We start from the raw sequence: 14265 nt of genomic DNA on the forward strand, positions 1-14265 counted from the left end.
CTGCTTACGGCCTGCGCCGGCGTACACTTCGATACGCTGTGTCAATGGTCGTCTTATGTCGTCCGAATGGTCGTCCATTATGAGCACCCTTGCAGAAGATGACTCTTCTAACGGTGCTCCCAAGATCGCGCACAGACAATCTAAAGGGCCGCGGCGCTACGCTTACGATCGACAAGATTTTGGATGCCGCCGAGTTGGGCCCACTCCTCGTGGTGCCAAGCGCTTCTATCGACGAGTCACGTCGATCTGGTCTTCGCGCATTCCGATGGGATTCTTAAGCTGAGCCTTGGTTGTCTTGCCAAACGTGCAGGCGAGCACGACTGGACTGGCCTGCTTGTTGAGAAGCCAATACGCTGCGACGAGGTGACCGCCGCTCGTACAAACATCATCGACCAATATCACAGGACCTGACAGCGTTCGCACGATGCGGTACGCGCTCTCGAAGTGCTTCGGATCTCGAGGGCCGCCCTCTCGCGACTTCTGCTGGACCTCACCAAAGACCAGCGCCGGCACAACCTTCAGTTTGCCGTTGCCATTTGCAGCGATCTTCTCTGCCAATTCGAGTGTCTTGAATCCGGGCGTCGTCGAGGCGATGACGTGCGAATTCGGGATAGGCACTAGAGAGGCTTCACCGGGATAATGACGCGCAATCATCCGGGCGAGTGCCCGAGGGATTCGCTCTACGAACTCCGACACATTGGACTGATCGAACCGGCGCACCTTCTCGCCGATCTTGAAGTCAAAATATCCCTTAATGGAATCCCCCTTGAGCGCCTTCACCATCTTAGTGGCCACATAATCTTCGTCCCGCCACTCTACATCAGTGTCGGTGAGATATGCACAGAGGCTCAGATGCTTGAGGTTAGGCAATGGCGTGGAGCACGTCGTCGATCGATGACAGAACTCCGACCTTCGGCTTGCCAATGAAGTTCTTTGGCCATGATAGGGCGGGGTCGTCGACTACGGGCTTAGCGATGAACAACCAGCGGCCGAGCCGTCCGCACTCGGCAGCTTGATGCAAGGTCCCGGAGGTATCGGAGGCTTCGATGATCACGGTCGCGTCGCTGACGGCAGCCATCACTCGATTCCGAACCGGAAAGTTGGATCGGAACACGCGATCGCCATCTTTGAAGGGCGACATCAGCAGGTGATGAGCGTAAATTTGCTGTTGAAGGCTGGCGTTCTCGGCTGGATATGCCTTGTCCAACGGCGTCCCAAATGACGGCAGCAACATGGCCGCCATGTTCGATAGCAGAGCCCAGCGCGGCGGTATCAACGCCTTTGGCTAGGCCGCTCACGATTGTTACACCACGCTTGGCGAGCTCACGTGCCAACTGAGACGCACGTTTCCACCCAGCGTCCGAAACCTCACGGGTGCCTACAATCGAGACAGTGGGAGCGTCGAGTAGATCGAGGTTGCCAGCATAGAATACGGTTGCCTCTCTCTCCGTTGCAGCGTCGCGCAGGAAATCCATCTGCCGGTCGTCAAGCGCCGGTCGACCAATGCGTTTCAGAAGGTCCGGAAATGGATAGGCATGCCGTTCGGGAGGAGACGTGTATTCACTTCTCCTTCGCCGGGAAGAGCCGGCGGGCGTTGAGCCGCTAGTTGCGTGGAGGGGCATGCTGCGAATCCGCAAATGATGGTTTCAGAGTTTACCGGCATTAACGTCTGTGTTCAGGGTTTTTTTCTTGGACAGGCAGTTAGCGCTTGTCGGCGCAGGGGCAGGCGCTAGGGTCGGGCGCGGCCACAAAAACGATGAGTAATCAATAGCTTAGTGAAGCAAGTGGCCGAACAATGTTTTTCGCCGTTCTCCCCGGCGCCGGAAGCCGTAGCGAGCATGTCGGTCTGACCAGTACGGTTGATGCTTTTCCTTTGGGCCGAGGAAGGGAACCCCGCCCGATCAACTCGGGCGGGGCTTTGGACCGAGCCTTACTCCCCGGTCTTGCGCGGCCGCGACCACAAGAGCGTGTAGCCCTCGCCGCCTTCGTCGTCGAACAGGTTCGCGTAGATCGGCGCGTTGAACGACGGATCGTCAAGCTTGAGCGAGAGGTAATCGCGGCCCTCCTCGGAGCGCTTCGACCAGGCTGCCCCGATCTCCGCCCGGCCCACGTAGATGCGGTGGCTGGGAGCGTTGTCGTTGGAGCGGTTGGTCTCAGCGACGATGCGGACGCCCCTGGCCTGCAAACTCAGCGTGACGATCTCGCCCTGGAAATCGTTGCCGACTTTCTTGAAAGAACCGATGTTAGCCATGTCACTTCTCCTGTTGTGTTTCGAGCCCGCGACCACCGCGGCCTCGATGGCGATCTAAAGGCCGAAGACGATCGGCGACGCACCCGCTGGCGGGCCGGAGCGCAGCGGAGGACGCCGTGGGAGCGACTTTCTTGTCTCGCGAGGAATGGGCGCAAGCCCAGGGGAAGAAAGTCGCTCCAACGGCGTTGCGGCTCAGACGATCGAGGCGCAGCCGGTCTTCGGCCAGATCGAGCCATCAAAGAGGCCACGTGCGTCCGGTGCTGAACCGCAATCTTAAGGAGAAGATTTGGCGAATCTCGGTTGTGCTGAGCAAGAGGTCGGTACGGGTCGGCGCAGAAGGAGAAACAATCTGCCGCAAAGGGCGGTATCGTCCCCGCAGAAATGATCGAGCGCGGCGCGCCTCACCGCAGCTATGCGGGCCAGACAGAGATTGGTGGGGCTTGCTTAAAGGCTTCGAGGAGAAACGCGGTTACCTTTCGCTCAAGCTCGACGCTCTCTCGTTCAACCTGGTCTCTGTGCGAGCTTGCTGGACCTGATGGCAACGACGCCTCATTGCTCGTGCTTGGCGGCGGTAAGAACTGGTCGAGGTGTATTCTCCACCACCGCGGCCGAGTCCGATGGGCGGGTCCTCGCGAAAAAGGTCAAACGCGCCCATGCCGTGCCGCCGATGCAAAGCGCACCTACGCAAGCGAAGGCCTCGCGCCAAACCAGCGAGGCGACCTCGATCTGCGACAGGGCAAACACCACATGATAGCCGGCTATTGCCGCGGGGACCGCGAAGACGGTTGCGATCGCGACGCGCAAGGTCAAGGACTGACTAAAGGCGAGAGTGAGCTGACCCGCGGCAAGCGTCAGCGCGCCAGAAACAATTCCGATAAGCAGTGCGCCGAAGACGCCCGCGCCATCACGAAATGCGGACATTCCGACGGTAACTGCGACGAAAAACGGCAAGGCATACACCGCGAGCGCAAAGATCAGCCAGCAGAACAAACCGATGCCAAGCGGGTTGAGGCAAGCCCAAGGGCGAGCATGGCGGTGGCTCCAATGCACAGACGTATTGGTCGCGCCTCCACCACCACCACGGCGCGGCTTTGCACGTAAAATCGAAACGAGGCGGAGTTGCGGCGCGCAGCGCCATCTTGGTCGGCTTGGAGGCGAGTAGACGGCGCTCATGCGCCGCCGAACTTCCAAACGGGAATACCGAACCGCTTCGCCTTGTCAGCGAAATTGTCCTGAATTCCCGTGCCCGGGAAATGCATGACACCGATCGGCAGGAGTTCGAGCATCGCATCGTTGCGCTTGAACGGCGCCGCCTTGGCGTGCCTGGTCCAGTCGGGCTTGAAGGCGATCTGTGGCACCTTGCGGCTCGTCGCCCATTTGGAGGCGATCAGTTCGGCGCCCTTGGGAGAGCCGCCATGCAGGAGGACCATGTCCGGGTGCTTGGCATGAACCTTGTCGAGGCGATCCCAGATGAGGTTGTGGTCATTGAAGTCGAGCCCGCCGGTGAGTGCGATTTTCGGTCCTGGTGGCAACAAGACCTCGGTCTCGGCGCGTCGTTTGGCGGCAATGAAGTCGCGGGAGTCGATCATTGCCGCGGTGAGCGTGCGGTGGTTGACCAATGATCCCGATCGCGGCCGCCAGGATGCGCCGGTGTTGACCTCAAATCGTTCGATGGCCTGGTCGCGAAAGAGCTCCAGGCAGTTGCGGCGCTCGATCAGCGTGATGCCTTCGGCTGTTAGGCGCTCAAGCTCGACCGATCGCACTTCGGAGCCGTTCTGCTCGCGTTGGCTCTTCTGCTGCGCCTGTTCGTTATTATCGAGCTGCCGCTCGATGCGGTCGACGGCACGATGGAACAGGTTGACTGTCGACCAGAGCAGATCGTCAAGATCCGGCTCAAGCCGCGTGTCGCTCAGGGTCGCGACCAGGGCGTCGAATATATCCGCGACGGCGCCGCCAATCATCTTGCCCTCGGGGAGCGGTCTTGGATCGGGCTGGTCGTCGAATGGACGATGGCCGAAGAGCTGTAGTTCGGTGATGACGTGGTCGGTCGGAGAAGAGTTGTGCGGCGGTTCGATGTCGTCATGGTCGGACATGGGAAGAGGTCCTTGCCGGATCGGCCGCGACCATCGCGGCCTTCGTGGCGATCCTCTGACGGCGGGCGGAGCGTGCCAGAACCCGAAAGGGCCGAAGCGGCAGCGGAGGATGGCGGAGGCCGGCTATTTTGCTTCGCGATGCAAAGCGCGCTAGCCAAACGTACGATGTGTCTTCACATCGCCGGCGCGCGGCGGAAAATAGCCGGACGCAGCCATTGCCGGCCCCGGGCCGCTTGCCGTCCGATCGCCCTCTAGAAGGCCGAGGTCGCGTCCTCTTCCGGTATTGGCCTCGCCTATGACTCGCCCATCAACGTGGATTGAAGACCGGGAGCTATTCCGCGGGCACCGTCGAGGAATGCAGGAAGCGAACGACGTCCTCTGGCACGAGCTGGAACCGCAACGCTGCTCGGACGGCATCGAGGCCGAAGACATGGAGATCTTCGTTGAAGTCGCCCAGCCGGGGCGACAGCGCGATTGCTTCAATGCCGGCTTCCGCTGCGCGCTGGCTGAGAGTCGCCTGCACCACATCGCCAGCAGCATCGAGATCGCGGGAGATGTAGAGCCGGCGCAGCCCATTGGGAAGCACCATGGCTGAGAGGTGATTGGCCGAGAGCGCAGCCGCCATGGGCATGCTCGGCAGCACGTAACGTAGCGAAAGCATGGTTTCGATTCCCTCGCCGGCAGCGAGCACGTCGTCCACCGCGCCGAAGCGAACCGCGTTGCCGAGGAGATCGCCCATCGCGCGTCGTGGGGTATCGATCGGAGCTTTGCCCAGCCGAATGCGATCAAAGCCGTCCGGGTCGAGCCAGGTGCGATGCACGCCAGTGATCCTGCGTTCGAGATCCGTGACGCAGGCGATCATCGCCGGCCAGGTCTCGGCTGGCAGGTGTTCGTCGGGCCGATAATAGCAGCGCGGATGGAAGCGCAGACTGCCACCATGGTGCACGTGGGCGATCCCGCGACGCTGCAAATATGTCTCCACCAGCGTCCCCTCGATCGGTTGGGATATCATGAAGAGCCGTCTCGCCGCCTCTTGCGATCCAGCCGGTGCTAGTGGACGAACGGGTTTCGGGGCGACCTCCGGTTCACTACGAGCCAGCCTCAGAAAGCGCCTCGCCTCCTCTGCGACCTCCCGGAAATCGCGCAAGCCGCATGTTTCACGAATGACGTCGAGAAGATCGCCATGCTCGCCGGTTGCGGCGTCGGTCCATTTTCCGGCAGGGCCTTTCGGCAAATCTTTGAGCCGCACAAACAACGAGCGGCCAGGGGTGTTGTGGACATCCCCGACCAGCCAGTACCGGCCCTGCCGCTTGCCGTTGGAGAGATAGTGTCGGCACACCGCCTCGGCCTCGCGCGCGAGGCGGCGTGCCAGTTCGCAAGGCTCGCGACGCATCAGGCGGCCTCCCGCTCACTGGCACGCTCGACCGGATAACGGTCGAGTACCTGGGACAGAATCTCGACACCGCTCCGGTCCGTGGGCACGAACATGCGCAGCTTCCAGGAGATGATTTCTCCAAAGAGGCCGTAAGCCCGCAAGCGATCGCGCATGGTGTCGTTGAAGCCCGCCAGTTCGATGCGGTGTGCGCCCATCACCCGGACACGGCGAAGCTGGAGACCCTCCGCAAGCTCGAGGACGGTCCGCCCCTCCATCAGCGCGGCGAAAGCGGCGTCTGGCGCGAGCGCCGGCGCGTCAGCCGCAAGGACATTCGTGACCCAGGTAACCGAGACCTTGCGGCCGACGATCCGCTCGCCCGCGTCGCTCTGCAGCCGATAGACGCGCGTCGACTCGTTCGGCAGGCGCTTCCAGATCGGCAGCAGCAACCCGGTCACGATGTGGATCGTGCTTTCCGTGAACGCTGGGATCTCGGTAAGCTCCGCCAGCCAGGCCGCGGCGAAGCGTCCGCGATCCACTTCGACCCAATGGCTTTCCGCCATCGTTCTTAAGGGGACGCTTTGCTGTTCCACGGGCCGGATCAGGCGGACGCGCCGCTCGATCTCGCCGTCATCAAGCATGAAGCTCGGAGCCGCGACCTGCACCGCTGCTCGTCCCGAGCGCTCGATGATTAACAGGATGGTTCGAGGATCAGAAAGATGAGCAAGAGCACCATCCAGGCTCACAGGATGATTGCGCTGGCGCTGGGCGATGGTGAGAAGCCGGGTCTCGGCGCCAGTGCCCGGATGGACATAGATCGTCCGCCGGTCGGTGACGGCAAAGCTCTCGGCGTTGAGCGTTTCCAGTCCGACGTCATAGCTGCCCGAGGCGACCGCGGCCTCGATCCGGGCGGTCAAGAGCTGCTCGAAGACGGTGAACAGAACGTTCTGAAGATCGATCGTGAGCGCCAGCAACCTGTTCAGGAAAGTCGTGATCGGAGGCAGGTCATCCTTGAGCCCATTAGCATCCGTGAGCTTCAGGCCGGTCGCATCCTGGAACCGCTCGAGCGAGCAGCCGCGGACCTTGCCCCGCGCCAGCAGCGTATAGAGTTGGCGCAACGCGTCGCGGCCGTAATGGCTTTCGAGATTGTCCTCGGGCCGGAACAGGCCCTGCCCTCCGGTCTGGCGTTGGCCACGCGTGATGGCACCCAACGTATCGAGCCGGCGCGCAATGGTGCTGAGAAAACGCTTTTCGGCCTTCACCTCGGTCGCGATGGGACGAAACAGTGGCGGCTGCGCCTGGTTGGTCCGGTTGGTGCGGCCGAGCCCCTGGATCGCGGCATCCGCCTTCCAGCCGGGCTCGAGCAAATAGTGGACCCGCAGGCGGCGATTCCGCGCCGACAGCTCGGCATGGTAGCTCCTTCCCGTGCCGCCCGCCTCGGAGAAAACGAGAATCCGCTTGCCGTTCAGCGTGCCGGTCTCGCCGGTGATGTTCGCGGCCCGCATCGCGGCATCGAGATTGTTATGGATAACGCTGAACGCTCCGGCATAGGCGTCGTATATCCGAACCTGCTCGGGCGTAAGCTGGTGCTCGACGAGTTCGTACTCGACGCCCTCGTAAGAGAGCGAGCGTGCCGCGTAGAGACCGAGCGCCTTGAGGTCGCGCGCGAGTACCTCCATCGCCGCGACGCCGCCCTCCTCGATGGCCTCGACGAACTCGGCGCGGGTGGCGAACGGGAAATCGTCGCCGCCCCATAAGCCTAACCGCTGGGCGTCGGCGAGATTGTGGACTGTCGTGGCGCCCGTCGCCGAGACATAGACGACGCGCCCATTCGGCAACGCGTGCTGGAGCCTGAACCCGGCACGCCCCTGCTGGGATGCCGCCTGGTCGCCGCGCTCGCCCTTCTGGCCTGCCGCGTTCTGCATCGCGTGGCTCTCGTCGAAGACGATCACTCCGTCGAAGTCGGAGCCCAACCATTCAACGATCTGCCGCACGCGCGAAAGCTTCTCGCCACGCTCATCGGTGCGCAGCGTAGCGTAGGTGGTGAAAAGGACGCCTTCCGCGAGCCGGATCGGTGCGCCCTGGCGAAACCTTGACAGTGGCGTCACGAGCAACCGCTCCATGCCGAGCGCGGACCAGTTGCGCTGCGCGTCTTCGATCAGCTTGTCGGATCTACTGATCCAGACCGCGCGGCGGCGGCCCTTGAGCCAGTTGTCGAGCAGGATACCGGCGACCTGCCGTCCCTTGCCGGCCCCGGTGCCGTCGCCCAAGAACCAGCCGCGGCGAAAGCGGACGGCATTTTCTGCATGGTCGCGTGCGGCCGCCACAACATCAAAGGTTGGATCTATCGTCCAGGAGCCCGCAAGAAATTCGGAATGCGCTTCTCCGGCATAGATGACGCTCTCAAGCTGGGCGTCGGCGAGGATGCCATCCGCCACGACATTGGCCGGCAGGTGGGGCCGGTAAGACGGCTTCGGCGGCGCGACCGAGGCCATCGCGGCGGACTGCACGAGCTTGGTCGGATGCGCATGCGCGTCCGGGATACGGATCGCATGCAGCGCGTATTCCTCATAAAGCGCGTCGGTCAGTCGAGCGCCTTCCGGAGGCGTCCACTCGACAGTCTCGTAAGTGAGCTCGACGCCCTCGGTCGCGACATTTCCCGAAGTCGACCATGGTCGCGGTGCAAAGGCGCCGACCGGCCGCGGCGTCGCGGGGCGCCTGATGACGTCGACCACGACGGGGGTGGCGACCGGCAGCCTTGGAGGCACATGCTGGCTCACCCAGTCGAGCAACGTGGCAACATCGCCCGCCATACCCAGCGAGGCCTCAAAGACCTTCGGATCTGCGGCAGGCTGCTTGTCGATCACGAGCAGCCTTGTGTCGGTCCGCGTTCCGTGTTTCGCGTAGACCGCGCCATCGATGGCCGCAGAAAACACCACTCGCCCGCGCTCCTGGAGGCGAACGAAGGCATCTCGCCATGCCGGATTATCGGGCGTAAGGCTCGCGCCGGTAACGGCGACCAGACGCCCACCGTCGCAGAGCCGCGCCAAGGCTGAGGTGATATGCCGGAGCGCCGCGTCCGCCATCCGTCGATCGACGTTTGCTAGTGCCGAGAACGGCGGGTTCATCAAGACGACGCTCGGTGCGACACCCGCATCGAGATGATCATCGATCTGGGCGGCGTCGAACCGCGTCACCTTAATCTTGGCGAACAGTTGATCGAGCAACGCCGCGCGGGCCTCGGCCAGCTCGTTCAAAACCAGGGCGCCGCCGGCGAGCTCGGCAAAGATGGCCAACAGGCCGGTCCCCGCGGAAGGCTCCAAAACCCGGTCGGACGGCGTGATGCCGGCCGCCGTGCATGCGGCAAGCCCAAGCGGGATCGGCGTTGAGAATTGTTGAAGGGCCTGACTGTCCTCGGAGCGCCGCGTGTGGGTCGGCAGACGGCGCGCGATTCTCGCGAGCATTGGCAGCATGGCGGCCGTCGAGCCGGCCTTGACACGGATAGCCGGGCCAAACTTGCGAAGGAACAGAACGGTTGCCGCCTCGCAGACATCATAGGCGGTTTTCCAGTTCCAGACGCCAGTGGCGTCGGAAGCGCCGAAGGCAGCTCCCATGGCGCTACGCAGGACAGCGGCATCGATGCAACGGCCGCGCTCGAGATCAATCGCGAGCTGTCGCGCGGCCCTGACGGCGGCGGAGGTGAGACTTGCATCGGCGCGCACCGAGAGCGGCGCGGCGGCAGCGCCGCCGGCGAGAGATTCGGTCATGGGAGGGTTTCTTTCGGAGAGCAGGAAAGGATCGAACCATCAGGCGCTCTCCTTTGACCCCGACGGCTCAAAACCCTTCCCGGCCCGGCTCTCCCTCTCAGCGCTCGCCCAGAAAAACGGGGACCGGCGCTGCACACCGGTCCCCAAGCACCTACGGACGGCCAGAGCCGTCCAACTATCTCACTCAGCGGCGTCGAGTTGTTGCGGATCCTCATCCTCGTTCGCGTTCTCCCGATCCTCGTCCTCTCCGAGGAATTCAGGCAGCGGGCCCGCTTCACTCTCCTGCTCCAGTGACGATACGCCGGACTCGACGACACGCAGCGGCTCCGGCAACCAGCCCGAACCATCGAGAAGGCGCTCAGCTTCCTTGGCCATGTCGGCCTTCTTCAGGTGGTCGATCAATTGTGCGGACGATTCGCCTCTTGCTTCCCGCACCGCCTCCAGGATGCGAGGTTTGGTGACCCGGCCGAGATAGTTGTCGACGGAGGGCTTCCAGCCCGCTCGGACCATGTCGAGGCGGACGGCCCGCGCGAGCACATCCGCCTGGTCGAGCCGGGTGCGGTCGCCGTGGGCGGAGACGCGGCCCTGATTGTAGCGGTTGGCCGGCTCAAAGACGGCGTTGACCGCGAATGACGCACAGTGAGCGAACAGGGACGCCTGTGCGCCGCAATCGAGAGCTGCGAGCGCATCCCAAAGATCGTTCTCGCTGTTCGGCAATCGTGCTTTCCAGGACTCATGCCGCGCCTCAACGGCCTTCGCGGACGCACTTTCCCTCAGGCCAGGCGCTTGAGCCGGAAAGGTCGGCGTGCGAAGGCCGATCTCAAGGCAGCCGCCGGACGATGCGAAGCGGTAAAAGGCCGTCAGCACGAAGTTGTGCAGCACCGCCTGAAACGCGATCGCAGGATTTTCTGCCAGCGCATCCCGCAACGCCAGCGTGCGATGTGCCGTCAGCTCGGTGATCAGCCGATCCGGCAGAGGTTTCGTGGCGTCCTCATCATCTTCTTCCACCTCGGGAGCGCCACCCGCGATGGCGATGGCCGTGTGCTGGACGGAAGTACCAGCCGCCTTCCCCTCGTTTGAGTGTGTGTCGGCGCCCTGCCCGATATCAGGATCGTCTGCCGACATGTCGTCCTCCGGCCGGACGTAACCCCGATCCACCGAGAGGCGGCCTTCGGAATCGATGCAGACGAAGACGCCTGCGCGGACGATCTCGGTCGGATCGTAAATCATTGGCCGGTCTTCGAACGCGACCAGTGCCGCCTCGATTTCGCCAAGACGCTGATCGACCTCATCAGGCAATTCGTCGGCATCCTGATAATCGGATTCAAGCTTGGCTTGCTCCGCGTTGAGGGCGTCGATGGTGGCTTGCTCCTCCGGAGAGAGATCGACAGATTTGCCCTGGATTTCGCGCAGGCTCTCGGTGTGGCCGTAGGGGAAATTGACGGCGACCGAAATCCACTTCCAGCCTTCGGCTGCAATCGACTCCGCTTCGGCTTTGAGTTTTCTGTCACGAGACGGTCGAGCAAGGCAGTGTCCTGGAGCCAACCACCATCATCGTGCTCGAACAGATCCCGCAAAACGCCGCCACCAGCCTGCTCGTAAGCATCCAGACCAATGAACTGCACGCGGCGATCGGTCGCGCGCGCGGTATTTTCCGTGAGCATTCGCCGGATCTGATAGGGCTCATCATATCCGGATCGGCTGACGTTCTCCCAGACCTGCTCCTGCCTGGCGTGCTCGGCTGTAACAGAGAAGGCCATGAATTGCTCGAGAGTCATGCCGTCTTCGGCATAGACGTCGTGGAGCTTTGCCGACACGGACGCCAGCCGGAGTCGTTGCTTAACGACAGCCGGCGTCACGAAGTGCCGAGCCGCGATATCCTCCTCGGACATGCCGGCGGCACTCAAGGTCTGGAAGGCTCGGAACTGATCGAGCGGATGAAGCCCTACCCGCTCGTCATTTTCTGCAAGCGAGTCGTCTTCAGCAATGCCGCCGTCGCGCACGACACAGGGAACCGCCTGCGTCTTCGCCATGCGCTTCTGCTTCACGAGAAGTTCCAGCGCGCGATAGCGCCGGCCACCAGCCGGCACCTCGAACATGCCGGTCTCATGTCAGTGTCCACGACCGCCCGCACGTTGAGACTTTGCAGAAGCGTCCGCTGCGCGATACTTTCGGCGAGTTGCTCGATGGAAATGCCCGCCTTAACATGCCGGACGTTGGACTGGCTCAGCACCAGCTTGTTGAACGGAATATCACGCGAGGGCGACAAGGTGATCTTTTGGACAGCCTTCGTCATGTCGATTCTCCACGACGGGCGGCCGAGAGCCTCTCTCTCGACCTCCAACCCGTCGCGGAAAACGACCCGCCCTCTCACTCTCGTGCCCGCGGTGACCGGGCGGAGCCTCACGCCGCTTCCTGGTCCGCTTTTTCCGCCTTCATGTCGGCAGCGGGTGCTGGCAAGAATCCAAGGAGATAGTCCGCGACCTTGCTGGCCTGTGAAGCGGCCCGGACAATTGCATGATTGTCCTCGCGCAACACATCAAGTAATCAGCAGCAGATCATAATGTGAAGGAGCACCACGTTTCCGGTGTTATGCTGGGATAGTGCGCGATCTCCTCCACATTATTTCCTTGCCGCTAAAGGGTATCGAGCCAGGCCAGAACGCTCTGGTCCTGTTTCCACGATGGTCGTTTTGCCGATCGTGACGGGCTTTCGAGGCGCTCCAACGCCAGGCGCTTTGTTTCCAGATTTGCCTGAGCGTAGTGGTTTGTGGTGTCGAGGCTGACATGGCCGAGCCAGCTTCGGATCACAGTGACGTCAACGCCTGCCGCTACCAGATGCACCGCCGTCGCATGACGGAAGCTATGAGGTGTTACGTGCTTTGAGGCCAGGCTCGGCATGATCTTCGCTGCCGCTTCGACGTATTGCGCCAGTTTGAAGCGGACGCCCGATGCGCCGAGCGGGACACCATACCGATTGACGAAGATGAGCTCGTCGTCGGCCCTCGGCTGTCGCATGAGCTGCGATCTTAGCAACGACACGGTTTCTGGCCAAAGAGGGCTCAGCCGTTCTTTTCGTCCCTTGCCGTAAAGACGCACGCAGGTTGGCGAGTCGAACCGGATCGCCCGCGGGCGAACATCGAGCGCCTCCTGGATGCGCGCGCCGGTATTGTAGAGGAAGCAGAAGAGCGCGTGGTCGCGTTGCCCCTCGATCGTCGAGCGGTCGGGCTGCGCCAGAATGGCCTTCACCTCCTCGGGCTCCAGATAGCACGGCGCATGGATCGGCGCTTTCTTCATGGGCACGTGCAGAATCTGGGTGCATTGCTCGATAGCCGTCGGCTCGCGGTCAGCAACGAAGCTAAAGAAGCTACGTAATGCGGACAGGCGACAGTTGCGCGTGCCAATCGTATCTCCGCGTTCCTGCTCGGTGTATTGCAGGAAGGTCTTGACCTCGGAGGGCCGTCAGGTCCCCCAGTGCGAGCTGGGCTATCGGCCGGCGTCGGCGTTGAGCCACGAACCTGAGGAACAGGCGCCATGTGTCACGGTAGGACCGAACGGTGTGCGCAGAGGCATTTCGCTGCTGAACCATCCACTCGTAAAAGAAGGCATGAAGCAGCCTCGGGAACGGGTCGACCGGTTTCATGGCTGCACCCCCTCTGACGCGTGCAGGCAATGTGACGCGAACGTCCGGAAGCGTTCGTTTGCTTGCTGAAGGAGTTCCTGGGTGACCGTGATGTAAACCAGCGTCGAGTGGATATCGCGGTGCCCCAGATATGTCGCGAGGAATGGAAGCTTGTCCTGCGGATTGATGCCGGCGCGGCACCATTCGAGAATGCGGTTCACCACAAACGAGTGACGCAGGTCGTGGATGCGAGGGCCAGTCTTGCCTTTCGCCGCCTTGAGTCCGGCACGCCGCAGGATGTCGACAAGGCAACCGGCGATGGCGTGCGACGTGTAGCGCGCATTGCCCTGATCGTGCCAGAACAGGCCAGATTCGGGGCTTTGTGGCATCTTCGCCTTGCGTCTCGCCTCCAGATATTCCCGCAGCGCCGACAACGCACTGTCAGCCAATGGCAAGATCCTCGATTTGAAGAACTTCGTCTCCCGGATGGTAATCGTGCCAACCTGCAGATCGATATCGGCAAGGTTCAGGCGTGCGAGTTCGCCTAGCCGCAATCCCGCGCAATAGGTCAGGACCAGCATGGTGTAGAGGCTGATCGGCCGCAACGGTGAGCGTGGAGAGGGGTAGGTCAGAGCGATGTCGAGGAGACGGCGAACCTCTTGCGCGCTGTAAATATATGGCCGACGCCAATGTCGCGCGACCTGTTGTGCAGGACGGGGATCCGGACGCCTTGGTTTGGTGCTGGGATCGAGATGATGCTGTGCCTTGGCCAAGGCACGAGCGAGCTTTTCGCATTCGGCGGCATGGTTGGCGGTTGATCGCGCGGCCGCCCAGTGCTGCAACATGATCGATACTGACTCTCCCGCCAACTCCGGATGCGCTTGCAAGAAGCGATCGAACCGCCAGAACCAGCGGGTCTGCGTCTGATAGCGATAACCTCTCGCCTGCATCAGCGCGATGTGGTTGCGCATGAGGTCGCCGAGAACACTGCTGAACGGTGGGAACTGCCGTAGCGCTTCGAGTGCCTGATCGGGATCGGGCGCGAGCAGCGACCGCACGATAGCCTTGTCGCTTTTCGCATGGTACTCGGCACGCAAATCAGCAATGGGATTGCTGACGATCAGCGCTTCCCCCACGAGGAAGTCGAGGAAGCGATTGACG

The 14265-nt window shown here is 62.4% G+C and carries 9 protein-coding genes and 2 pseudogenes; all 11 read right to left on the reverse strand.

The genetic code is table 11. The features are described 5' to 3' along the window. Positions 1 to 225: 225 nt before the first annotated feature. Complete coding sequence (locus IVB36_RS04885) at positions 226 to 783, reverse strand: phosphoribosyltransferase (protein WP_247390785.1); 558 nt, start codon at positions 781 to 783, stop codon at positions 226 to 228. 79 nt (positions 784 to 862) lie between these two features. Continuing rightward, positions 863 to 1243: a DNA-processing protein DprA gene (locus IVB36_RS04890; RefSeq protein WP_247390787.1), complete on the reverse strand. Its 381-nt coding sequence runs from the start codon at positions 1241 to 1243 to the stop codon at positions 863 to 865. Positions 1244 to 1930: 687 nt separating this feature from the next. Further along, entirely contained in the window at positions 1931 to 2251 is a 321-nt protein-coding gene (locus IVB36_RS04895; RefSeq protein ID WP_247390790.1) for a DUF736 domain-containing protein, read from the reverse strand. Between the two features lie 549 nt (positions 2252 to 2800). Further along, positions 2801 to 3424 carry a hypothetical protein gene (locus IVB36_RS04900; protein ID WP_247390792.1) on the reverse strand — a complete coding sequence of 208 codons (624 nt, stop codon included), beginning with the start codon at positions 3422 to 3424 and terminating at the stop codon, positions 2801 to 2803. Next, on the reverse strand, positions 3421 to 4344 hold the full coding sequence (locus IVB36_RS04905; RefSeq protein WP_247390794.1) for a DUF2493 domain-containing protein: 924 nt from the start codon (positions 4342 to 4344) through the stop codon (positions 3421 to 3423). Before IVB36_RS04905 ends, IVB36_RS04900 begins: the two co-directional genes overlap by 4 nt. Positions 4345 to 4675: 331 nt before the next feature. Beyond that, positions 4676 to 5737, reverse strand: coding sequence for a toprim domain-containing protein (locus IVB36_RS04910; protein ID WP_247390796.1), 1062 nt, complete (start codon positions 5735 to 5737; stop codon positions 4676 to 4678). Beyond that, positions 5737 to 9483: a strawberry notch-like NTP hydrolase domain-containing protein gene (locus IVB36_RS04915; RefSeq protein WP_247390798.1), complete on the reverse strand. Its 3747-nt coding sequence runs from the start codon at positions 9481 to 9483 to the stop codon at positions 5737 to 5739. Before IVB36_RS04915 ends, IVB36_RS04910 begins: the two co-directional genes overlap by 1 nt. A gap of 180 nt (positions 9484 to 9663) precedes the next feature. Then, positions 9664 to 11779: pseudogene (locus IVB36_RS04920) on the reverse strand (ParB/RepB/Spo0J family partition protein). 107 nt (positions 11780 to 11886) lie between these two features. Further along, positions 11887 to 12027 (reverse strand): annotated as a pseudogene (locus IVB36_RS04925) (antirestriction protein ArdC); the annotation flags it as partial. A gap of 92 nt (positions 12028 to 12119) precedes the next feature. Further along, positions 12120 to 12779, reverse strand: a complete 660-nt coding sequence (locus IVB36_RS04930) for a tyrosine-type recombinase/integrase (protein ID WP_247390800.1) — start codon at positions 12777 to 12779, stop codon at positions 12120 to 12122. Positions 12780 to 13121: 342 nt separating this feature from the next. Continuing rightward, positions 13122 to 14265: tyrosine-type recombinase/integrase (locus IVB36_RS04935; RefSeq protein WP_247390802.1), on the reverse strand; the 1144-nt coding region annotated here is incomplete at its 5' end.

Source organism: Bradyrhizobium sp. 35 (assembly GCF_023073215.1).
Lineage (GTDB): Bacteria > Pseudomonadota > Alphaproteobacteria > Rhizobiales > Xanthobacteraceae > Bradyrhizobium > Bradyrhizobium canariense_D.

Bases quoted from the DNA above. Each gene is read 5' to 3' on its own strand.
- IVB36_RS04885 (WP_247390785.1), bottom strand. From the start codon at position 783: ATGGTGAAGGCGCTCAAGGGGGATTCCATTAAGGGATATTTTGACTTC.
- IVB36_RS04890 (WP_247390787.1), bottom strand. From the start codon at position 1,243: ATGGCGGCCATGTTGCTGCCGTCATTTGGGACGCCGTTGGACAAGGCA.
- IVB36_RS04895 (WP_247390790.1), bottom strand. From the start codon at position 2,251: ATGGCTAACATCGGTTCTTTCAAGAAAGTCGGCAACGATTTCCAGGGC.
- IVB36_RS04900 (WP_247390792.1), bottom strand. From the start codon at position 3,424: ATGAGCGCCGTCTACTCGCCTCCAAGCCGACCAAGATGGCGCTGCGCG.
- IVB36_RS04905 (WP_247390794.1), bottom strand. From the start codon at position 4,344: ATGTCCGACCATGACGACATCGAACCGCCGCACAACTCTTCTCCGACC.
- IVB36_RS04910 (WP_247390796.1), bottom strand. From the start codon at position 5,737: ATGCGTCGCGAGCCTTGCGAACTGGCACGCCGCCTCGCGCGCGAGGCC.
- IVB36_RS04915 (WP_247390798.1), bottom strand. From the start codon at position 9,483: ATGACCGAATCTCTCGCCGGCGGCGCTGCCGCCGCGCCGCTCTCGGTG.
- IVB36_RS04930 (WP_247390800.1), bottom strand. From the start codon at position 12,779: ATGAAGAAAGCGCCGATCCATGCGCCGTGCTATCTGGAGCCCGAGGAG.